Below are 24592 nucleotides of genomic sequence, written 5' to 3' on the forward strand. Positions count from 1 at the left end.
CGTAGCTCCTCCGGAGGAGGCGTGCCCCCCGGCAACTAATAACACTATAGCATATATTCAATTGACTTAACATAAAAATAAAAAGTCGCCCTACAAGGGCGAGGCTTTAAACCCAATTTTTCGGTAAGGAAGAGGGAAGAGGGAAGAGAGAAGAGGGAAGAGGGAAGAGGGAAGAGGGAAGAGGGAAGAGGGAAGAGGGAAGAGGGAAGAAGTAGGAATGCTTAAGAGCAAGAAAAAAACTTAAATTTCCAGACATTCACCCTTGGGTTTACACAAACGCGCCCCAACGGACATGATATGATGACTCCTGACTCCTGAGTCCTCCCCTTACCAAAAGACTTTTCCAGCAAACCCTAGTTATAAAGTGGCAAGTCTAATGAGGTACACCCCGAAGCGGGCAAGATGCCCGCACTACAATCAACTACTGTGGTTTTCATTTCAGTAAACCACAGTAGTTGATTGTTTCACCTAAAATAGTGCATTAGCTTTTTTCGTCACCCCATTTTCTATTGCAACATTTTAGATGAAACAGTCCAGTAGGGGCGCGATTCGGAGCTTTAAAAGTTAATTTGCGTAATTCCTGTTCATATATAGCAATGAGCGCTGGTATATTTACAAATTGCAGGAGGGGCCAAATAGCTAAAAGTCTTATATGATCAGCAATTTATTCCCCCTTCCGGAGCTGTTGCTTTCCGGAGCTGTTGCCTGCGCACAGCGCTATACCACCAAATCTGCTGTATATCATTAACTGATGTCGTCAAAATCAAATATCTACTATTAGACATCTGGTGATAATAAAAAATAAAATCCACTATTGCACTCTTATTTATCAGTTCTTTCCCACTACTCCCTACTCCCTAATCTCTCTTTTCTGGAGATGTCTTGCCCTTAAGAAAATAAGTAGTCATATCTCCTTTTCCTTTGATTGAAACCTGACCACGTTCTTCAAATACAAATTTTTTCTGGAGTCGCTGATATACAATACTGGTAACTTGAACTTCACCAGCAATACCACTAGACTCCATCCGAGACGCAATATTTACAGTATCGCCCCACAAATCATAGATAAATTTAGTTTGACCAATAACTCCAGCAACCACCGGCCCAACATGGATACCAATTCGCAGAGTCAAAGCTGTTCCTAGTCGCTTGCATAGACGATCAAAACTAACCTGCATATCTAGTGCCATATTAGCGATCGCCTCCAAATGCTTGTCTTGCTGCACTAGCAAACCTCCAACCACCATATAAGCATCCCCAATAGTTTTGATTTTCTCTAAATGATGTTTTTGAGTCAGTTGGTCAAACTCAGAAAAAATCAAATTCAGAAAATTTACAAGTTCTATGGGAGAAACATTTGAGCAAAACTCAGTAAACCCTACTAAGTCAGCAAATAACACACTCACATCATCAAAACTATCAGCGATCGCTCTTTGTTCTTGTTGTAGACGTTGAGCAATTTGAGCTGGCAAAATATTGAGCAACAACTGTTCCATTTGTTTTCGCTGAAACTTCAAAGCTTCCTGCGCCATTTTCCGCTCAGTAACATTAGAAACAGTACCCTCGTAATACAACAATTTGCCCTGAGAGTCATGTACAGCACGAGCATTTTCAGAAATCCAAATTGTCTGACCATCTTTGCGATATGCTAAGGACTCAAAATTATATACAGCATTATCTGCTTTCATTGCTGCTACAAATTTTTGCCTACGGTTAGGATCGTAATAAAGCTGTCGAGAAATATCTTTAATATTTTTGAGTAATTCTTCTGGTGAATGATAACCATAAATTCTTGCTAGTGCCATATTTGCACTAATAAAACGTCCATGAGGAGTGGATTGAAAAATACCATCAACAGCATTTTCTACCATACCATGATATCGTTGTTCTGCAATTCGGAGAGCTTCTTCTGCTTGCTTACGTTGGACTAAAGAAGCTAATTGGGTAGCTACTGCCTGAATTAATTCGATTGGATAAAGTTGGAAATAAATAACTTTTTTTTTAAAGAAAATCAAGACTGCTAATACCAGATTTTCTACAATAATTGGTACTCCAAAAGCTGCTTTTAATCCAACTTCTGCAGCTACTTTTGACTCGGTTGCAAAATCTTCTTTCCACTGTGGTTTTTTGGATGCCCAAATCTCTCCAGGCAAACCATTATTATAGCTAAAAATCAGCTTTGAACTATGAATTCCAAATCGGTCTAGATGCGGTTCTCTAGCATACCAAACTTGACTATATTCAAGTACATTAGTAACTTTATTAGGAATCCATGCTTCACCAAAATCCCAATTAATTAGTTGGCAACAAGATTGAAGAATAATGGCTAATGCAGAATTAAAATCCTCGGCATTATTAATAGATTGAGTTGTGTCTAATAAAAACCTAATTTTTGTTTCAGCTCTTTCTTTTTCTGCTATTTCTGCTTGCAATTGTAAATTCTGTTCTGTCAATTCTTGATTTTTTCATGTAGTTGTGCTTGTAAGGAACTAATCATTAATTGATTTTTCACTCGCGCTAAAACCTCCTCACTTTTAAAAGGTTTAGTAATATAATCAACTGCTCCTGCTTCAAAAGCTTTAACTTTATTTAAAGAGTCATCTAAAGCACTAATAAAAATTACTGGAATATCACAAAATTCATCTAAAGCTTTTAGTTGTTGACAAACTTCATACCCATCCATTTCTGGCATCATTATATCTAGTAATATTAAATCAGGAGGATTAGCTCTAATTGTCTCTAGAGCAGTTTTGCCACTTAATTCTGTCTTAACTTGATAGCCATTACGCTGTAGTAAGATTGACAAAAGTCGTAAATTAATAGGCAGATCATCAACTATAAGTATATAGCTTGATGAAATAGTAGTTAACTCTAGGGACATACTTTCTATAAGTAATATAAGTAATAATTTAATTAAAACTTAGTATAGCAGCCCTATTGAAATTTTATCATCTGTAAGATCGTATTCGGATAATTGCCGACCGATAAAATTATCGTGATCGACAGTATCAAAAAACAAGCTTATATATATTCTCCCCATCTCTCCATCTCTAAAAATATAAGCATTTCCTGCGGAATGCTGCGCAAACAGCAAAAAAACTTTCTCTTTAAGAAAAGTGTTTAAATTAATATAGACTTTAAGGTCAAGATAACCAACTTTTGTAGTAAGACAATTAATAAAGCTTTGATCGTAAACTAAAAGCAATAGCTGATGGCTGACGGCTGTTTGCGCAGCATTCCGTAGGAAATGCTTACCTAAAAATTATTTAATTTGAAATACAAAAAATAATGCTATGCTTATTGAGCACTTCAGTTATTAAGTAATAAATCAACTTCAGCAAGATTTTTATGAAGTAAATATATCTTATTCGTTATTGACCTACTTCCTACTATCAAAAAAATGTAGCAAAAATGCGCGATATTTGGCATGAATTTTATTTTCATTACTTAAATTTACATTTTTTATTTATAGATTGAATATATAGCTTTATCTACTAATAGTACAGTTTCGTTGTTGATTTTTTGCCTGATAAAGTGCTTGGTCTGCCAGAGATATTAACTCTGCGGGTGACTGATTTTCTTGAGGAATCATACTTGAAATACCAAGACTAATTGTCACATATTCATTGATTTCAGATTTAGCATGAATAATTTGAAGATTTTGCACTTCTAAACGGATAGTTTCAGCAATTCTAAAAGCGCCTTCAGCATCAGTATTAGGAAGAATTATTGCAAATTCTTCTCCTCCATAACGAGCCACTAAATCTCCAGGGCGATCGACCATTTCCTGAATAGTTTTAGCAATTTTTTTTAGGCAATCATCTCCTGCTTGATGTCCATAATTATCATTGTATAATTTGAAATAATCGACATCACAAATAATCAGAGAAAAAGGTAAACCATCTCGTTTCATTCTCTGCCATTCTTGGTCTAAATATTCATCAAAATGACGACGATTAGCTACTTGAGTCAAACCATCTAAGGTAGCAAGTAGATGCAATCTTTGATTCGCTAATTTCAGAGTATATTCTGCTTTTCTGCTTTGAATCATTACTCCTAAATGATTGGCTACTGCTTTAACTAAATCAATTAATTGTTGATTTTTTGAGATAACTTCTTTCTTGAAGAACACCAAAATTCCTAATACCTGATTACTCCACAAAATTGGTACAGCAAAACAAGATTTTAATCCTACTTTGACAGCTATATCATAACGTTGAAAAAAATCAGGTGATGTCTGAAAAATATCTTCTATCCATTCTGAATATTGAGATTGCCAAACTCTACCAGGTAAGCTTTTATGAAAAGTAAAAGTTAATTTTTTACTATAATCTCGGAATTCATACAAATTTTCTTCATTAGTATAAAAAGCTTGACTATGTACAATTTTAGAACTATCAGAACTAAGAAGCCAAGCTTCACCAAAGTCCCATCTAATATTTGAACAAATATAATTGAGAGTCACTTCAAGTGCTGAATGAATATCTGAAGTAGCACTAATTGCCTGATTAGTTAATAACAAAAAACGAATTTGTTCCTCAGTACGTTGACGCTCAATAATTTCTTGCTCAAGCTTAGAGTTCCGCTCTTTCAATTCCATTTGTAGTCTATAAGTAGATAGTTGATTTTCAACTCGTGCTAATACTTCTCTGATTTGAAATGGCTTAGTAATATAATCTCTACCTCCTACTTCAAATGCTCTGATTTTATCTACTTCTTGATTATAAGAACTAATGAAAATAACTGGTATTTCTTTGGTTTTTTCAAAAGTTTTTAATTTTTGGCATACTTCATAGCCGTCTATATCCGGTAAATTAATATCAAGTAATATCAAATCTGGCTTAGAAATCTGTGCTCCATTAATTGCAATTCTACCATTAATAGCTTTTCTCACATAATACCCATGATGCTCAAGCATACTTGCTAATAACCGCAAATTTTCCGGGGCATCATCAACTACTAAAATATTTGCTGGTAAATTTTGAGATTTTTTTTGGTCCATTTATTCCTCACTTTCTATTAATTCAAGGATAATATCTAAGCGAAAATTTTCTACTAAATTTATCAAATAATTAATTAAGTCAATTTCTGTTTCAGGAATTTGCTGAATTAGCTCACTGACCATTTGATCGTTAACAGATAATGCAGCAAAATGTAATTGCTCCAACCATTCAGGAGGCATAATACTTAAAGATTCTTTTGTAAGTTTTATTTGAGGTTCTATAGCAGTAGAATTTGATGTTATTTCTTGATACAGATAACGTACTCCCAAATAATTCGCCAACTTTTCCAACAATACATCTTCTGAAAAAGGTTTAGCAATAAAATCATCACAACCTGCTGCCAAAATAGCATCACGATCTTCATCAAAAGCATTAGCAGTTAAAGCAATAATTGTAGTTGCTTGACCAAAAGATGTTTGCTTAATAAATTTAGTTGCTTCATAGCCATTCATAACAGGCATTATAATATCCATAAGAATTAAATGAGGTTGCCAAGTTTGCCAAATAGATATCGCTTGTTTGCCATTCTCGGCATTCTTAATTTGAAATCCTAAAGGCTGAAGTAACTGAATTAGTAACTGACTGTTTTCTGGCACATCTTCCACTACTAAAATTCGATAAGTAGGTTGATCAGGTTCTAAACCGATAATTTTAGGTTGATTAGATAATACTGTTGTTTTTGCTGTTTCTATAACTTCGACAACAATATCAAAAGTAAAAGTTGTACCTTTTCCTACTTGACTACTAACAGATATATCTCCTCCCATTAAATTAACAAATTCCCGACTAATAGGTAAACCCAAGCCAGTTCCTTCTATTGATTTTTGACCAGTTTTTGTTTGCACAAAAGGCTCAAATAAACTATGTATTTCTGATGCTTCAATTCCTGGACCAGTATCTGTAATAGTAAATTCAAGCTTCCCGAATTGGTGATGATTAAATACTGACAATATAACTGTTCCTTCAGATGTAAACTTGACTGCATTACCTAAAATATTAATCAGAACCTGACGCAATTTTCCTTCATCAGTTTTGATGATTATAGGTAAATTATCTGCCACTTCAAAGATTAGTTGTAAGCCTTTTTTACTGGCTTTTAGCATCATCATATCTTTTAGAGATTGGAGCAGTTCATCTAAATCAAAGCAACTTTCTGTTAAAGTAACTCTGCCTGCTTCAATTTTTGACATGGATAAAATATCATTAATTAAATTCAGTAAATGGTCTCCACTGCGATTAATAATTTTTAACTGCTCAATCTGTTCCTCATTTAAAGAGTTATCCCGCACCAACAATTGGCTGAAACCCAAAATTGCATTTAAAGGAGTACGCAATTCGTGAGTCATAGAAGCAAGAAAATTACTCTTAGCATGGTTAGCAGCTTCCGCAGTTTCTTTAGCATTTTTGAGTTCAATTTCTCCTTGTAAACGTTCTAATTCTGCCCCCACCCGTGCAGCAAAAATTTTCAAAATCAACTGATCGGAAGAATTAATATCTATTGGTGCAGCATCCATAACCGTTAATAAACCAAGAATTTTGCCTTGGGAATTATATAGAGGAATACCCCAATAACTTTCTACATTTAACTTAATTAACCAGCCATCTTGGGGAAAAAGTTGTTTTAAAGAATGTGGATAATAACAAATTTTTCCCTCTAATACTTTTTCACAAGGACTGCCTGCTATAAAGTAACTGATATCTTTGATCACTTCATTGCCACTCCAAAATGCTCTGACATAGAGTTTTTGTTCTGCTTCCTTGAATTCATTAATGCAAGCATAATCAAGTTGTAGTACTTGAGCTAGACTCCGAACACAAGCATCGAAAAAGTCATCTCCTATATAAGAAGCAGTACCTTCAACAATCAAACGTAAAGCTTCTTCCCGTTCCCTTTTCTCTGTTATATCAATACCAAAAGATTGAATTTCAATTAAATGTCGGTCTAGATTCATTATTGGTTGATTTGTCCAACTAACCCAGCGCCGTTCCCCAGAAGCAGAAATAACTTGATATTCTGAAGTTGTTGGAGATAATTTTTTCTGAATTGATTGAATATTTTCCTGTACTTGTTCTTGAGCTATTCCATCTGACATTAATTGTAAAAAGTTACTGCCCAATAATTCAGTTGAAGACTTGCCAAAAAATTGACAATAGTATTGGTTAACGAATGTGAGCGCACCATTTGGTTGCCATCTACAAACCAGTACACTGTCCTGTGACTCTACCAGTTCCCGATAACGAAGTTCACTTTCTCTTAATGCTTCTTCTATCTGTTTGCGGTCATTAATATCCTGCAGAGATCCTACCATCCTAATTGGCATCCCTTTTTGCTCCCAAAGAGCTTGTCCTCTGGCTAAAACCCACTTATAATTCCCATCTTTGCAAAGTATACGATGCTCAACAACAAAGTTAAGAGTTTCTTGCTTGAGGTGACTTTGCATCAGTTCCATCACCATTTCAAGGTCATCTGGATGTATGCGGCTATACCATTCATGAGAATGGGGTTGAATTTCATGGTCTTCATAGCCCCATATTGCTTTTAGTCGAGGTGACATAAAGGCTTCATTGGTTGTAATATTCCAGTCGTAAATCCCTTCATTATTGCCTTTTAACACTAACTGCCAACGTTCTTCACTTTTTTTGAGTGAATCTTCTACCTGTCTGCGAATCTGAATTTCTTGCTCTAATAATTCATTCTGTTCGGATAATTCTTGTCGTTGTTGTTTTTCTTGTGCTAAAAGATTTACTTGAGCGATGGCAATACCTACTTGAGCTGCCACTGCTTCTAACAATTCTATTTCTTCTGCTTTCCAATGACGAACATAATTACATTGGTGTACGTCGATCGCCCCATTAGTTTTTCCTTGATAAGAAGTTCTAATTGCCATCATTGACCTGAGCTTGAGTTGCTTACAGAGAGGTGAAACTTCCTGTAGCAGAGGTTCAACATAGACATTATCAGTAGCAATTGCTAAGTCTTGCGACAACATTAACTCAGCATGAGAATTACCTAATATGGGAATTTCTAAATTAGAGGGTAACTCTAGACCGTAGCTCTGATATTGAGCCACTATGGGAATTCGTGGTACGGGAAATTCTGAATAAGTATGAATCAAGCAGCGGTCTGTATGCAAAACTCTTGCTATTTGATTTGCTGCAGTTTGGTATACTTGTTCTGGTTCTAGGCAAGAGCGAATTTGATGGGTAATTTCTCTGAGGACTAATGCTCTTTGTATTTGTCTTTCTAGAGAGCATTTTGCTGTGGATAGTTCTATTTCTGCCTCTTTACGCTCTGTAATGTCAATCGCAGCACTAATGTAGCCTGCAAAAGTGCCATTAGGAGTAAATCTTGGTTTGGCTGTATCTACTACCCATCGATACTTGCCATCAAACCGACGGAAACGATATTCCATCTGAAAGGCAGCAAAAGTTTTATGGCTGTATGTATACATTAACCTACAGTGTTCTCTATAATCTGGATGAACCAATTTTAACCATTCATTTGTTATAGCATCAGATAAATTGTATCCGGTAAATTCTAACCATGTTTGATTAAAAAATGTACTGTTACCGTTAGTGTCTGCCACACGGATCATTACGGCGATACTATCTGCCATCGAACGAAAACGAACTTCACTTTCCTGTAGTGCCTGTTGTGCAACTACGCGCTTGGTAACATCTACTTGCACTCCTACATAATGAGTTAAAGTTCCAAAATCATCATGTACTGGAGAAATTGTTACTTCATTCCAAAATTTGCTACCATCTTTGCGAGTATTTTGCAAGACTACCGAACATTTTTCCCCAGCGGCGATCGCCCGTCTCATTTCTTGAATTTCTGGTTGATTTATATCAGTACCTTGTAAAAAACGACAATTTCTACCAATAACTTCAGAAATTGAGTAACCTGTAGTTTTTTCAAAGCCTGAATTAGCATATATTACTGGATATTCGTCTACACTTAAATCGCTAATTACAATTCCTTGAGGAGCTGTAAATATTGCTCTTTCTAATAGTTTTAAACGTTCTTGTTCGCGACGATTTTCTGTGACATCTTTAAGAGTTAAAAGATAAGCTTTATTATCTTCCCAAATAATTTCTTTTATATGTGTTTCTATAAATAAAACTTTTCCCGATTTTTGTCGAATATATATTTCTGTTTCATTACCATGTACAAGAGGCAAACCTATTTCTTCACCGATCAACTCTGGAGCTGATTTTTCCCATAACAATTCTGTAGCTGGATTAACAAAAACTATTTTGCCTTCTCTGTTGATAATCATCAGACCTTCTGATATATTAGTAATAATTGCTGATAAATTATATTCGGTTTTTCGCTTGATTTCTATTTCCTTTTCTAGTTGTTTATTTTTTTCTTCTAATTTGATATATAGTTTTTTGATTGTCAGTTGAGCTTCTATTCTTGCTAATACTTCTTCACGCTGAACGGGCTTGGTAATATAATCTATTCCTCCGGCTTCAAATCCTTTTATTCTTTCGGTAGTATCAGATAAATCACTCAGAAAAATTACTGGTATATTCTGAGTATTAGGATTTGCTTTGAGTTGTTTACAGACTTGATAGCCATCCATTTCTGGCATTTTTACATCCATTAAAATTAAATCGGTCTTATTCTCCATTACATATTTTAATGCTAATTTGCCAGAATTAGCCTGTTCAATTTTATACCCTTTTAAGCCGATTATCTCAGATAGAAAAGATAAAATATGGGGATGATTATCTACTATGAGAATTGTAATTTGACCGTTATTCATAATTAGATTTTTTCTATGTTTATTATTTGAGTTGCAAATTACGACTTGATATTTTCAGCATTTTTTATTGAGTATATATTTTCTAACTATAAGATAATTATATACCAATTTTATCAAGGTGATATATAGCATTCTTATCTGGATTGTCAACACTCAATAATAAAAGAGAACAGGTAAAAGTAAACAAGGAGTCAATAATACAAAATTTTTTTGATTAAAAAAAGACCATCTAGATTGATCAAGCATTTGAAAAGGCTATATTGAAGTTATTTATCCCTGTCACCTTTCAAATAAAGTATTTTGCCCTGATATGAAATAATAAAATTTTTACGATATATTAGGCTCTAAAAAATGGGGACTAGGAGAGAGCTTCCATAGCATGATTTTTCAGATAACTATGGTGAGGTAGTATTATACCATTTTGAAAATAGAATATTACAAATGACGTAGTTCAATAATTAATAATTAATAATTAATAATTAATAATTACCTCTCCTTGAAAACGGATAGGATTGACTAATCATGAAAATTTTTTCTTCTCTTGGTCGATTGGATATGGCGAGGTTTTCTCCCCATCCCACCCTACGGGAAGCTCCGAATATCGACAGCTTGTTTCTCCTTGAAAGGAGAGGCTTTAAACCTTAATTATTCGGTAAGGAAGAAGGAAAGATTTACGTTGGATGAAGTAATAAAAAAAAGCAATAAAGATATATCATTTTATTGCTCAATTAAATCGATAAATTTTAACAAAAATATATAAATCATCATCAATAATATTTATTATATCATGTTATAATAATTGCTGATAAATAAAATTATACTGATTCACAGTACGAAAAAAACCTAAAAAATGACGGGAGGAAGTACGCAGCGCCCGTTTTAATAGCTGGTGGAATAACGACACGCGGGTAATAAAGCGTAGTAAAAATCTGCTATACTAGCGGAATAAGGAACAAGGTTTGTCGCTATGACATGACCGCGCTTTGCGGTGAGATTCCGGTGGACAGGAGACGGGGACGACGCTTCCTGCGACGGCTGTTAGCTCCGCATTCGGCACCGAAAAGCAAGCAGGCAGCTAGAGCAGCGAGAAGATTGCTCCAACTTGAGTAAAACCACTCGTGAAAACTATTCAAAAAAAAAGTAAACTCACAGCTAGATTTCGTTCTATGCCGAGGGGTATAGGAGTCTATTGATAGGCTTGAAGCAAATGTGGATTTATGAGGAGCTGCGTGCGGAAGTAAATTCCGCACTTAAAACGCCCCGTCCCATTGGCGGTGGACTAACCACAGAATCCAGGGTGTTTCAACCCCTGGAGATGTCAATCATTTTGTTACATAGTGAGATTTATTCGTGCCTACTTATATCATGTCCGTTGGTATAGTCCCGTGTAAAAGTTGGGGAAATATCTACCGCCATATAAGTAAAATTTTTCCTTTTCTTAAAGCTTCTTCCTTCTTCCAACTTCGGTCTTCCTTACCTTCTCTATACAAGACCGATGCTACCGGACATCATATTACTTACAACTATAGCGTTACCCATTAAGGTGTTTGACATGAATAGAAGCTCAATCCCCAATGTATTCCCCTGTTGCCTATTGCCTCACAGGAGTGCGCCTTCCCTCTCTTGGTCGGCATTCCCATGGCGAGCAGACCAGTTCTTGACAGAGCCGCTCCGCTAACGCCGGGTTCCGACCGCTTGCGACTGTCGTCGTCGCGGAGTCGCACCGCTGTTGCTTACAGTGCTTTTCAAATTGATGAACCACATCTTCACAAGCAAAACTTTGTAGGGACGTTCCATGGAACGTCCCTACTGTGGTCTACCTAAATGAAAACCGCTGTATTGCCTTGCGCGTAGCGCTATAGCAGATCAAATGTCACAAAAAAAGGCGATAATGAAATTATCGCCATGATTAAAAATGACATTAGAAAAAAAAATGTCTTCAACGAGTGGTTTTATCCCTTTGTTGACGTCTACGATCGCGCCACTCAGCCGCCGTTAAATATACCACACCTAAAGTAACAATTAACATTAGTCCTGATGCTACTATTGCCATAATATTTACAACTGTTAATTCCACAACTCCTCCTAAAATTTTAGATTTTTTCTTTTAGATTTTATCAAAAAAAATGCTTTAGAGTAACTAAACTATATTTACATCAAGACATTCTCCAAAATAATTATTTCGAGATACAGAGTGTAATAAATAATTGTTCTTTCTCTTCTTTCTTATTGATTCTTATGTAGCAATTTCCAAGAAGCGTGAGGTTCAAAATTGGTTGGTTTTAGGGAACAGGGAGCAGGGAGGAATAATTGATTTTATTTTTAATTTTTGGAGATGTCTATTAGTCATACCAAATTCGGTTATCAAAACCACGTTTTTAAAATTCCTCTCTAACCCTTCTGCCTTACCTTCAGAATAAAGGTTCTTTGTAAACCGGATTTAGTATCAGTTCGTAATTAATTATTCTGATGTACCGAATAATTAAGGTTTAAAGTCTCTCATTATTAATTATTCATTATTCATTATTCATTATTCAGTAGCTCTTCTAAAATGGTAAACCTGACATGATTAATTGCCAAATTACCAATAGAAACTTTTTCCTTATTAACAGGTATTCCCTTATTTTTCAGAGTTTCAAACTTAATTCCTTTACCAATTTCCACATGATACCAAGCCAAACCCATAAAAAACCTTAATGGATAAGGTCCTCCTTCTTGTAAATCATCAGGGTTTGATTCCATAGGCACCCAACCAAAACCAGGTAGATAAAATTCTAACCAAACATGATTAAATTCTGGCTCTAAAGGCACACCTTTTCTATCAGCAAAAGCCGGACATTTATAGCGACCTACTGTACGACAAGCAATACCATTTAATCGTGCCAAAGCTAACAATAACCCTACATATTCTCCACAAGATCCAACACCTCTTTCTAACACAATATCTGGAGTATCAATCTTAGCTGTTACTCCATAAGAAAGTTGATCGTAGACATAATTCCGAATATTCAGCAGTTGACGCAATATATTTTTTTCTTGTAAAACAGCATCTTTTGCTGCCTGGATAACTATCTCTTTATCCATAGCCAAATTATCATTATCTACCAGATATTTTTCGTAAAAACCTTCTGGCAATTCCGGAAGATTTTCTACATTAAAAGGTTGAATTTGGTACTTAATTGCCCTAACTTCTAATAACGCCTTCCAACCAAATATACGCCTTTCACTTTGACGTAATGGTTTAAACCTAAAAACAGCAACTTTTTCACCATTTTGAATCTCTTCAGTAAAAGGTATTCCTATAGGAGAAATTTCCCTAACTTTTTGGCGATGAGTTTCTGATGGTAAAGCAATACGCCATTCTAAATCTTCTAAAAATATTTCATCTAATGGTTCTAATTCTTCAACATAAGACATCTCTATTAAAAAACTATTAGAAACAGCATATTTTTCCTGCTCATTGTAATAAAAATAAAGAGGATGTATAAAAGAGCGATCGCGCTTACTCAGCTCATACTGTCTTTCTGAGTTTGGGTCATCCCTAATATAAAGTTCATCACCAGCATAAGCGACATAAAGCTGTTTTTCCCCCGTATTTATATCCAGATAAAATGCTAATCCTGTAGGATTTTCAAAAGGAGTCAGTACACTAAATTTAACTTGACCAGTTGCCCTTTCTAAACAATAAACAGTTTGCTCCTCGCGGTCACAAAGCCACAACTCTTCATTCTGTACCGTAATATTTTCAAAACCTATTCCTGGAGCATAAAACCCAGTAATTTTTTGTCTAGTATTTTTATCTAATACAAAAATCCTACCTAGTTTTTGACAAGTGACATAAACAGTTGATTCCCAAACAGCAATTCCATCAGCAGCATAAGGTAAAGTGAAAAAATGTTGCCATTTCAGGCGTCCCTCCGATGAATTACCAATTGCATTAGAACAGAAATAAACTTTATTTTCCCTTGTCAACCAAAGAGTATCTTTCCAAAGCGCGATACCTGTAACATCAATAAATTCATTAGTTTGAAAGGGATTGATAACTATTGTATTATCTGTTTTTGGGTCAATTCTTAGCAGAAAACCACGATTTTTGTCAATGGCGTAGAGAATCTCTCTAGAAAAAGCAATACTATGTAGTGAGGCAACTCCAATTGGTCTAATAGTCCTTGGCCCAGAAGATTGTTTTTGCATATTTTTAGGTTAGGTGATTCAAAATTCATGTTAATAGCCTTCGGCTGCAAGTCAGGAGTCATTCCTCAGGAGTCAGGAGTCAGTATATTTTTTTTGGGCGCGATAGATGAGAGTAGCTGACTCCTAGCTGGAAGCCTTACCAAATAATTATTAATTAAATAATTCAGCTTGATGATCCGACCCTTGGCTGCGCCACGAGCTGTCGCTCTACAAGGGGAAAAAACGGTCGATCTTCGGGGCTTCCCGTAGGGTGGGATGGCTCCGAAACCTGCACCATATCCATGAGACCAAGAGAAGAAATAATATTTCCTGATATTCAATTCCGTAACGGTTAAAACCCGAGGTAATTATCCATTATCCATTATCCATTATCCATTAATGAACAGGTATAAATCCCCACCGTCACCCGCGGTGTCCACAATTGCTTGGGATTTTGTAGACACGAAGTGGCGTATCGAAGACTATCCCCACAAATAAAGATTGCTGTCTCCAGAATTGCTGTCTCCTGATTCCTTCTTCAAATTCAGAATAAATATTTTCGCAGTAGGTTTTGAGTATTCATTTACTAAGCGACTTAAGTATTGAAACTATATAACTTCTGTGTCAAAGGAAACCCTTAACATAGAACATAAAATCTAAATGAGTATTAGCTTACTATATAATTATTGATAAAATTAAATCGTTTATACTAATGCTTCAGAAAAAACTTATATTTTGCCGAATAAATACCCGATTAAATAAATGTAGAAAAATTTAATACTGTTACTTGATTAGACACATTTTATATCTAAATAAATAATTTGGTTTTTGGCTGTTATCAAGCCACTATAGGAGCCATAATTCACTTTTTTTGGGAAATAAAATTAAACTAGAGTATAACTATTGCAATGTTTAAATTGATCGCATTAATTCCTACTACTACATTTATAATTATTTGCTTATTAGCTAATCAAGCTGTATCCAAAACGGTAGATGTGGATAAATTATGGGATAAAACTTCAGTGAAAGCCAAAAAATGGCATTATTTATCATCCAAAAACTCTAAATTAACATCAAAATTCACCCCAAAACTAATTTATAAATATCAAAATAAAAACCTTAAACGAAAAACTTTAAGCTCTCAATTACTAAAAAATAAAGGACTAAAATTAATAGCCTACTCAAAAACTTCTCCTCAACAAAAAAACATTACACAAATACAACATCAAATTCAAAACCTATCCCATACTCAGCAAAAACTCACTCACCCTCAAATTATTAATACCTTAACTTCAAAACAACCAATTTATGCCCAAAATACTCCAACAAATCAAGAAATACGACAAAATTTACCCGATAACCCCCGACCAGATCCAAATCGCGATCGCTTTCTCCAACCCCTTCCCCAACCAACTCAACCAGAAGAGCCAAAAGAAGAAGAACTAAAAAAATCACCACCACCCCAACCTCTGCCAGATGAGCCTACTCAAAAAATTCCCGTGCAGAGAATTTTAGTATTAGGAAGTACAATCTTAACCCCAGAAGAAATAAATTCCCTCACTGGGCCGTTAGAAGGACGTTTAGTTACCCTATTAGAACTTCGGCAAATAGCAGATAAAATTACCGAAATTTATCTAGAACGTGGCTATATCACCTCAAGGGCGATTTTACCACCCCAAACTATCACCGAGGGCGTAGTGAGAATTCAAGTTATAGAAGGAATTTTGGGAGAAGTCCAAATAGAAGGTACAAAAAGATTACATAAATCTTATATTGAAAATCGGATACGACTTGGAGCAGCCCAGCCATTGGACACTGCTCAACTAGAAAATCAACTACGATTACTTCGGGGTAATCCCTTATTTGAAAATATTGAAGCTAGTTTGCGAGCCAGCGAAAATCCAGGAGAGAGTATTCTAATTGTTCGTGTCACAGAAGCAAACCCTTTTGAATTTAGTATAAATACTGATAACTACTCACCTCCCACAGTCGGCTCTGAAAGAGTAGGTTCGACTTTACTACATCGCAACTTGACAGGGCGGGGTGATTTTTTTGTGGCATCTTATAATACCACCAGGCTTTTTAGTGATGAATCAGATGTTTTTGACTTTATCTACAATTTGCCCATCAACTCTATGAATGGCACTTTACAGTTTAGAGCAGCACCCAACAGTAATAGAATTGGTCAAGATTTTGAAGGTATAGAGATTAGTGGCACAACCGATGTATATGAGTTTAGTTACCGTCAGCCTTTTGTACGAACTCCTAGAGAAGAGTTAGCTTTTTCTGTGGGGTTCAGCTATCAGCGTACAGAGACTTTTTTGGACGATCAACTTTTTGATGACCCTCAAACTCCAGAAGAAGATGGTATTAACAGTACAACTGTGATTAGGTTGGGACAAGACTACATTCGCCGAGACCCTCAAGGAGCTTGGGCTTTGCGATCGCAATTTAATATTGGCACTAATTTATTTGATGCTACAGAGAGGGAAGACCCTCAACCCGATGGACGTTTCTTCAGTTGGTTAGGCCAAGTGCAAAGGGTACAAAGATTAACTGCTAATCATTTATTGATTGTCCAGGGAGATTTGCAACTATCCTCAATTGCTCTATTGCCATATCAACAATTTATTATTGGCGGTGGTTTGTCGTTACGGGGCTATCGCCAGAATATACGTTCCGGGGATAATGGTTTTCGGTTTTCTATTGAAGACCGGATTACGGTCTATAGGGATGAGTCTGGTTTACCATCGATACAATTTACTCCTTTTATAGATATTGGAGCTGTTTGGAATGATGGTAGTAATCCTAATAATGATTCTTTACCAGACCAAAGATTTTTAGCAGGGGCAGGCATAGGTTTGATTTGGCAACCACTGCCACAGGTTGATTTGCGTTTGGACTATGGTATCCCTTTGGTAGACCTGGACGATCGCGGCAATAATGCTCAAGACTCTGGATTTTATTTCAGTGTAATTTTCCGGCCACTTTAGGGGAGTGTGGGGAGTGTGGGGAGATTGGGATATGGGGACCCATCCCTACTCCCTGGAGGGGAATGTGTGGTTAGGGGGAGATTCTTCATATTTATAGCAATGTGCGCTGGCATATTTACACATTATTTTTTGTACACCTTTTCGCTTACTGCATTTTAAGCTGGACATTGTAAATACCTGAGCGCTCATCGCTATACATAATTTTTTGTATTTCATATCCATATAAATATTCTCTGACGACAATGAATTGGTCCTGGGGGGAGTTTGTAGGGACGTTGCATAAGGGCGTCCCTACTGGGAGAAGTAAACATAATAATAATTAATGTGCTCCTCGGGTGCTAATTATCAAAAAGGTGATCAGGCTAGTGTTAATTAATTAATCATTGAAATGCTACTGACTCCTGACTCCTAATAAATAACCTAGTCAATTGAAGCCATTAATTCTGAGGACTGAGGACTGAGGACTGACTGAAACCCCTCAAAAGTTGGTAAATCCTCTTTAGTATTCATCTTCTGACCTTTGCTTTCTACCTAATTTCCTACAGAAATATATTTGGACTAATCAAATTTTTTGTTATAAAAATTAACCTTGGGCAATTTTGTTCCTAAATAATTGAATTTACTATTGGGCGATCGCCTAATTATTGGAGCAAACCAGAGAAACCTTATCATCTCAAAGTCTGCTAAAGCCTTATATTTGAGCTATAAAATTTGTCTTCTTATGATTCAATGCCTATTTTTTTTAATATTGTTACTCTTTGTATAAAAAAAATTACACAAATAAATTATAGAGTAATAAATTTCCCTTAAAAGTAATTAATGTCAATAAAAAATCAAATTTAAAAAATATTCAATCTAAATGATTCTGTTTACAGCATCTGATAAATCTTGCCCCCCTTTTTTTTGTAGTGAAGTTAGACAATAATTCTTTTGAGAAGCCCAAAAAAATAGGTTGACCAAAAAGTAAGGTCAATAGCCTCCCCTGTTAAGGGGATAAAAAGCGGTCGAAGGATGGCGTTTTGCGACGCAACATTAATCAAACACAAGCTGAAAAATAGACAAAAATTGAGCTTATTAAAAATTCTTAAGCCTCATCTAAATTAAAAAATTATCTAGGAGAAAAAAAGTGAAACTCTCAGTATATGGAAAAGGTGGCATCGGCAAATCTACAACAAGCTGCAACATCTCAGTAGCCTTAGCCAAACGTGGTAAAAAAGTTCTACAAATTGGTTGCGACCCAAAACACGACAGTACATTTACCCTCACAGGATTTCTCATCCCCACAATTATTGACACCCTGCAAGAAAAGGACTACCATTACGAAGATATCTGGCCAGAAGACGTAATTTATAAAGGTTACGGTGGCGTAGACTGTGTAGAAGCAGGTGGACCTCCAGCTGGAGCAGGTTGTGGTGGCTACGTTGTCGGCGAAACAGTCAAACTACTCAAAGAATTAAATGCCTTTGACGAATACGACGTCATTCTATTTGACGTACTCGGTGACGTAGTTTGTGGTGGTTTTGCAGCTCCACTAAACTATTCAGACTACTGCATGATTGTCACAGATAATGGCTTCGATGCCCTCTTTGCAGCTAATCGCATTGCCGCCTCTGTCCGTGAAAAAGCTCGCACCCATCCTCTACGTTTGGCTGGCCTAATAGGTAATCGTACATCCAAGCGCGACCTAATCAATAAATATATAGAAGCCGTACCAATGCCAGTGCTAGAAGTCCTACCACTAATTGAAGATATTCGGGTTTCTCGTGTCAAAGGCAAAACATTGTTCGAGATGGCCGAAAACGATCCTTCACTCCAATACGTTTGTAATTATTACCTGAATATTGCCGACCAAATTTTGGCATTGCCAGAGGGAGTAGTGCCTAACGAATCTCTCGATCGCGATTTGTTCTCCTTACTCTCTGATTTCTACTTAAATCCTAGTAAGCCTGAAGTTATGTCAGAGGATGAGAAGCTTGACCTGATGATGGTTTAATAGATTTAGCTCTTCTCAGGATAAGGAATTATAGAAGTCATGGTTTTCTTTGAACAATTATCAACGTCCCTCAAACAAAAATGGCTGCACTACTACCAAAAAAATCGCCCATGGTTGGTACTGCACATGACAGATGAAAATACGGTCCAGACTCCTGATGGAGGAAGGAGACCTCTGTCATACCTTATCTTGGGAATTCTTAATGCCCTGGAACCAGAGTTAGAGGCATTAATGTTGCCTTTCTCCAAACTCAAGGCAGATGCAGATAGTTTAATAGAAGTTTTAGGGTTAAATTTTGACCCAGACATTGCCATAGGTAAAGAACCAGATTCTTCTATAGATAAATCAACATCAATATCATCTTTGAGTTCCACAGGTGATGATGCTCAGGAGTCACCAGGATCTTATTCCCCAATTATGCCAGACCAGAATGAAGATTCTAATAATTGGGGTACTGCTGCAGTAGTAGGTGGAGCTGTCGCTGTCGGTGGAGCTGCTGCACTAGCTTCTGGATTGGGTATGGACTCTGATAATTTGCTTGATGATGAGCAGAGTGAGTTAGACCTGGAGTCAGAAGCGGATGAGTTGGATATGGGAATGGATTCTGACTCGGAAGTGGATGATGATTTGGACTTGGAAATGGAGTCAGAAGCGGATGAGTTGGATATGGGACTGGATTCTGACTCGGAAGTGGATGATGATTTGGACTTGGGAATGGAGTCAGAAGCGGATGAGTTGGATATGGGACTGGATTCTGACTCGGAAGTGGATGATGATTTGGACTTGGGAATGGAGTCAGAAGCGGATGATTTGGATATGGGACTGGATTCTGACTCGGAAGTGGATGATGATTTGGACTTGGGAATGGAGTCAGAAGCGGATGATTTGGATATGGGACTGGATTCTGACTCGGAAGTGGATGATGATTTGGATTTGGGAATGGAGTCAGCAGCAGAAGCAGAAGATGACTTGGGTAGCCTTGACCTCAGCGACCTAGATGGAGATAGTTCTGACGATCTCGATCTTGGAGAAGATAGCTCCGACTTTGTAGCAGAAGATATTCCCGATCCATTTGAAGATACATCGGCGAAGTTGGATGAGTCTGGACTGGATGAGCTAGGTGATATGGATCTTAGCGACTTGGGAGATGATAATCAATTTGATGATTTGTCTTCTGATGATTTAGGAGATTTGGACCTCGATCTGGATGGAGATGACCTAGATTTGGATGAGGCCGATCTAGATTCTTTAGCAGGAGATAAAAAGTCTTCTAATGATGACGATCTTGAAGGGTTGTTGGGTTAAACAATAGGAAAATTGATATTGACTGGTTTGTTTTATTTGCTATGTTTTGATTTTTAGCAGATATAAAAGTTACATTAACTATTGATTTTCTATGCCTGTGCTAGTTGAAATGGTATTAGTATCAAGCATGATTTCTTTTAGTCAAAAAAACACAGTTCAAAAAAATGTAATTTATCAATGCTAGTTCAATACATAGCGATTAGCAATCAGTTATTTGCTTAACTCAAAACTACTACCTGTAAGCTTATAGACTTTTATAACTATCCTCACACTTTTTTGTATTGCTATAAAAGTTAATTTTTTACTAGCATGAGCATTGATTTTTCCCAAAATAAATTATTGATAAATAGGAGTATTTTTTGATGACTAATACTGTTGCACCTGAAGCTTTAACTTTTGAATGTGAAACTGGTAATTATCATACTTTTTGTCCGATTAGTTGTGTGTCTTGGCTTTATCAAAAAATTGAAGATAGTTTCTTCTTAGTAATTGGTACTAAGACTTGTGGTTATTTCTTACAAAATGCCATGGGAGTAATGATTTTTGCTGAACCTCGTTATGCCATGGCTGAGTTGGAAGAAGGTGATATTTCAGCTAAGTTAAATGACTATGATGAATTGAAACGTTTATGTTTACAAATTAAGCGTGATAGGAACCCCAGTGTGATAGTTTGGATTGGTACTTGTACCACTGAAATTATTAAAATGGATTTGGAAGGTTTGGCTCCTAAATTAGAGTCAGAAATTGGCATTCCGATTGTGGTTGCTCGTGCTAATGGTTTGGATTATGCTTTTACTCAAGGGGAAGATACGGTATTGGCAGCAATGGCAGCTCGTTGTCCGAAACAAGTTTTAGAAGCAGAAAAAGAAGAAAGAAGTGGGATACAAAAACTATTAAGTTTTGGTAGGAAAAAAGAGGAGGTTGCTGCGGAAGAATCTGAGTATGTTGAGCATCCACCTTTAGTTTTATTTGGCTCTTTACCAGACCCAGTTGTAACTCAATTAACTTTAGAATTGAAGAAGCAAGGGATTAAAGTTTCTGGTTGGTTGCCTGCGAAACGTTACACAGAATTACCAGTAGTTGAAGAGGGATATTATGTGGCAGGTTTAAATCCTTTCTTGAGTCGGACTGCTACTACTTTAATGCGTCGTCGGAAGTGTAAATTAATTGGTGCGCCATTCCCCATCGGACCGGATGGAAGTAGGGCTTGGATTGAGAAGATTTGTTCTGTTTTTGGTATTGAACCCAAAGGGTTAGCAGAAAGAGAAAAGCAAATTTGGGAGAATTTGGAAGACTATATCCAGTTAATTCGTGGTAAGTCTGTTTTCTTTATGGGTGATAATTTGCTGGAGATTTCTTTGGCTCGTTTTTTGATTTGTTGTGGCATGACTTGTTCAGAAATTGGTATTCCTTATATGGATAAAAGATATCAAAAAGCTGAGTTGGAAATGTTAGAAAAAACTTGTAACGAAATGGGTGCGCCTTTGCCTAAGATTATTGAGAAACCTGATAATTATAATCAGATTCAAAGGATTTATGAATTGAAGCCAGATTTGGTAATTACTGGTATGGCTCATGCTAATCCTTTGGAAGCTAGAGGGATTAATACTAAGTGGTCGGTTGAGTTTACTTTTGCTCAAATTCATGGGTTTACAAATGCTCGTGATATTTTGGAGTTAGTAACTCGTCCGTTGCGTAGAAATCATGCTTTGAAGGATTTAGGTTGGGATAAGTTAGTTAAGGAAGAAGCTAAGGTTTAATTGACAAATTTTTGGGTAGAAAAAATTCCTAAATTGTAGACTTTCGTTATAAGAATAGTAGGGTGGGGTTAGCTTGCTCTACTAATTTTTTTTCCATGAGGGGGAGTAGGAGACAATTCTCATTTCATTCACAAATTTTGTCACAGAAAAAATTTTGATAATTTGGGCAAAATTTACCACTTATTCAGAAAAATAGTTGTTGCTCGTTTGGTGAATTTACTAATTTTCTGAGACTCGCAACTGAGGAGATAATTTTTCAACTCTAGCAATTTTGATTGAGGGGAGTTAGAAGGGGGAAATTCTCATTTCATCCATCAATTTTCTCAGAGACAAAAATTAGATAGTTTTGCCAACATTTACCACCTACTCACAAAAATACTCGGTAAAAGTTTTCCAACTTTACTAATTTTTTCCCCAGGAAGGAAGCTCAAAGCCTACTCCCATTTAATCCACAGATATTCTCAACTCAAAAATTCTGATAATTTGCCAATATTTACCACCTACTCACAAAAATACTCGGTAAAAGTTTTCCAACTCTACTAATTTTTTCCGAGGAAGGAAGTATAAGGTAGCTCTCATTTCATCCACAGATTTTCTCAGAGCCAAAAATTAGATAGTTTTGCCTGAGTAAAAAGTTGAAAGTTGAAAAGCTACTTTTTATCTAAAATCATTCAATTCTACTGCCAGTATTGAACAAGAATCTGGTCGAGTATATAAGGAAATATTTGAATCGTTTGACAAAATATATCCTTTCTCAAACCGAACAATTCTATAACTTAATCAAATTGACATTTATTAGTAGATTTTGAACAAAGCGATCGCTCAAATATCTCTCATCATAAGCATTCAGCCGTCAGCTATCAGCTATTGCTTTTAGTGAGTGATAAAAGCAATATTTAATTAAGCTAGAAAAATCTGGCATTAAGTCAGCTCCAAAGTCTATATTCATTTAAACCTCGTCCTTAAGCACAAGGTCTTATTGCTGAAGTCCGCAGTTCCTCCGGAGGAGGCTAGCTGATGGCTAATAGCTGTTTGCGCAGCATTCCGCAGGAAATGCTTACCTCTCATCATTCCCTATTCCCTGACAACTGCTGCGAAGTCTAATTTCTACGAGATATAAAATGTTGGACTACAGGCCACCGGAATCATAGATTAATATCTAATACCTTTTTTGAATTTAGTTTTAAGTTTAAGCGATCGCAAACTACCTTTAAATCAAAACTTGAGGCCAAGAGGATAAAGATAATTTTTACTAATCTAAATAGGCTTTAAGATTGTTTGTGCAAATCAAAAAAATCCCTTTTTTTCTCAATTATTACAAAATATTTCACGAGCTTGCGTTGTTTCAGCGATTTGTATCATACTCTGTACATTAAGATATGATGCCAATTTTATATCTAAAACAAAAATCACCTCCTTTCAATCAAGCTATAACCCAGTATTTACGTTAAAAATATCCTAGATATTGCGATTTGCAGTGAACTAAAATAAGCTCAAAAAAACAAATTTTGCATAAGTCAAAATACCTAAGTAATTATAGACATTGACAAAACGCCACAAATAGTATCAAAGCTTGCTCTATCCAAAATATAATTATTACCTCAATAACACCGGAGCATGAAAGCCATCGTCTTTTAAGCGATGGATGAAAGGTAACTCGTCGGATTTTAATCCTTACGTATTTTATTTGACCGAAAAGCGACGTTGAAGCTCCCTCGTGTTTGAACCTGGCCATGAAAACAAGGGAGTTGTTTGGACTAAATAACTAAAGTTTTCCTCTGTTACTATGATCGACAATAACTTTTTGGTCCGCCTGTTTCCAATGTACTCTTGTCAGCAAGTTTTAGTAAATAAAAATTCTGAATTAATTGCTATCTTAAAATTCTTGTGTGAAGAATCTCACAAGCCTACTAACATGAGAATATATTATGCCAGGCAAGTATATTTTAAGTCTCAAAAAGGCATTGGCAAGTATGACGCAGGAATTGCTCTACAAAAAGAACAATCACTATAAAGTTTTATATCTCACTTGCAGCACAACAAATATTGAGAACCGTAGCTGAATCATTTAGGTCTTATTATGGTCTTATTATTGCCTACAGAGTAAGGAAAAGTCTCAGACAAACCAAAGATTCCTAACTACAGAAAAAAGGTGGAATGGCTACATTTAGTTACCCAAATCATGCATTAAAACTTAAAGGTAATCAAATTAGATAACCACTAGGTAATACCTGTAAAAGCTGGTTTGGAATAGATAGCTTTTTAATTCCAATGCCTAGTATAAGAGCATTTTCTGCCATTAAAGAACTGAGAATCTTACCAAGAAATAGATGCTTTTATTGGGAATTTGTTAATGAAAAAGAAATAGTAGTTAGGACTTGCTGAAAAAGTCTTTTTGCTAAGGTAGGGAGTAGCTAAAACTCAATAGTTGGAGGGAGTTGTAGAGGAGGTACTCAGAAAAATTATCCATTTTAGATGGTGACGATCTGCCTATTTATGGTGAAAAACCCGATGATTGGAAACCATTAGGAAAAAGAATAAAGCGTGGTTTGTATAGAAGTAGTAATAATTGGTTAATTAATACAGATTG

11 protein-coding genes are annotated in these 24592 nt (G+C 36.0%); 5 read left to right on the plus strand and 6 right to left on the minus strand.

Translation table 11 applies throughout. The annotated features are described in order from the left end of the window. Nucleotides 1-857: 857 nt before the first annotated feature. The 6 genes from F6K15_RS11450 to F6K15_RS11475 all read right to left on the minus strand — a co-directional run bounded on the left by F6K15_RS11450 (nt 858) and on the right by F6K15_RS11475 (nt 13972). Entirely contained in the window at nt 858-2453 is a 1596-nt protein-coding gene (locus F6K15_RS11450; protein WP_293060859.1) for an adenylate/guanylate cyclase domain-containing protein, read from the minus strand. Beyond that, the gene (locus F6K15_RS11455; RefSeq protein ID WP_293060861.1) at nt 2450-2881 is read right to left on the minus strand and encodes a response regulator; all 432 of its coding nucleotides are present in this window, start codon (nt 2879-2881) and stop codon (nt 2450-2452) included. Before F6K15_RS11455 ends, F6K15_RS11450 begins: the two co-directional genes overlap by 4 nt. Nucleotides 2882-3487: 606 nt before the next feature. Further along, nucleotides 3488-5002 (minus strand): diguanylate cyclase domain-containing protein, encoded by a 1515-nt coding sequence (locus tag F6K15_RS11460; protein WP_293060863.1) that lies wholly within the window; start codon nt 5000-5002, stop codon nt 3488-3490. After that, on the minus strand, nt 5003-9778 hold the full coding sequence (locus F6K15_RS11465; RefSeq protein WP_293060865.1) for a PAS domain S-box protein: 4776 nt from the start codon (nt 9776-9778) through the stop codon (nt 5003-5005). 1939 nt (nt 9779-11717) lie between these two features. Beyond that, nucleotides 11718-11855 (minus strand): hypothetical protein, encoded by a 138-nt coding sequence (locus tag F6K15_RS11470; protein ID WP_293060867.1) that lies wholly within the window; start codon nt 11853-11855, stop codon nt 11718-11720. Between the two features lie 446 nt (nt 11856-12301). After that, on the minus strand, nt 12302-13972 hold the full coding sequence (locus tag F6K15_RS11475) for a transglutaminase family protein (protein ID WP_293060869.1): 1671 nt from the start codon (nt 13970-13972) through the stop codon (nt 12302-12304). Between the two features lie 887 nt (nt 13973-14859). On the opposite strand from F6K15_RS11475, the gene F6K15_RS11480 reads away from it, so the two are divergent. The 5 genes from F6K15_RS11480 (at nt 14860) to F6K15_RS11500 (ending at nt 24016) form a co-directional block, all read left to right on the plus strand. Further along, on the plus strand, nt 14860-16944 hold the full coding sequence (locus tag F6K15_RS11480) for a ShlB/FhaC/HecB family hemolysin secretion/activation protein (RefSeq protein ID WP_293060871.1): 2085 nt from the start codon (nt 14860-14862) through the stop codon (nt 16942-16944). A 1126-nt stretch (nt 16945-18070) separates the two neighbouring features. Continuing rightward, the gene (gene bchL / locus F6K15_RS11485) at nt 18071-18937 is read left to right on the plus strand and encodes a ferredoxin:protochlorophyllide reductase (ATP-dependent) iron-sulfur ATP-binding protein (protein WP_202223414.1); all 867 of its coding nucleotides are present in this window, start codon (nt 18071-18073) and stop codon (nt 18935-18937) included. A gap of 39 nt (nt 18938-18976) precedes the next feature. Continuing rightward, nucleotides 18977-20242 (plus strand): DUF5331 domain-containing protein, encoded by a 1266-nt coding sequence (locus F6K15_RS11490; RefSeq protein WP_293060875.1) that lies wholly within the window; start codon nt 18977-18979, stop codon nt 20240-20242. A 362-nt stretch (nt 20243-20604) separates the two neighbouring features. Further along, the gene (locus tag F6K15_RS11495; RefSeq protein ID WP_293060877.1) at nt 20605-22002 is read left to right on the plus strand and encodes a ferredoxin:protochlorophyllide reductase (ATP-dependent) subunit N; all 1398 of its coding nucleotides are present in this window, start codon (nt 20605-20607) and stop codon (nt 22000-22002) included. Nucleotides 22003-23824: 1822 nt separating this feature from the next. After that, nucleotides 23825-24016, plus strand: a complete 192-nt coding sequence (locus tag F6K15_RS11500) for a hypothetical protein (protein ID WP_293060879.1) — start codon at nt 23825-23827, stop codon at nt 24014-24016. Nucleotides 24017-24592 lie beyond the last annotated feature (576 nt).

This window comes from Okeania sp. SIO2B3 (genome assembly GCF_010672525.1).
Lineage (GTDB): Bacteria > Cyanobacteriota > Cyanobacteriia > Cyanobacteriales > Microcoleaceae > Okeania.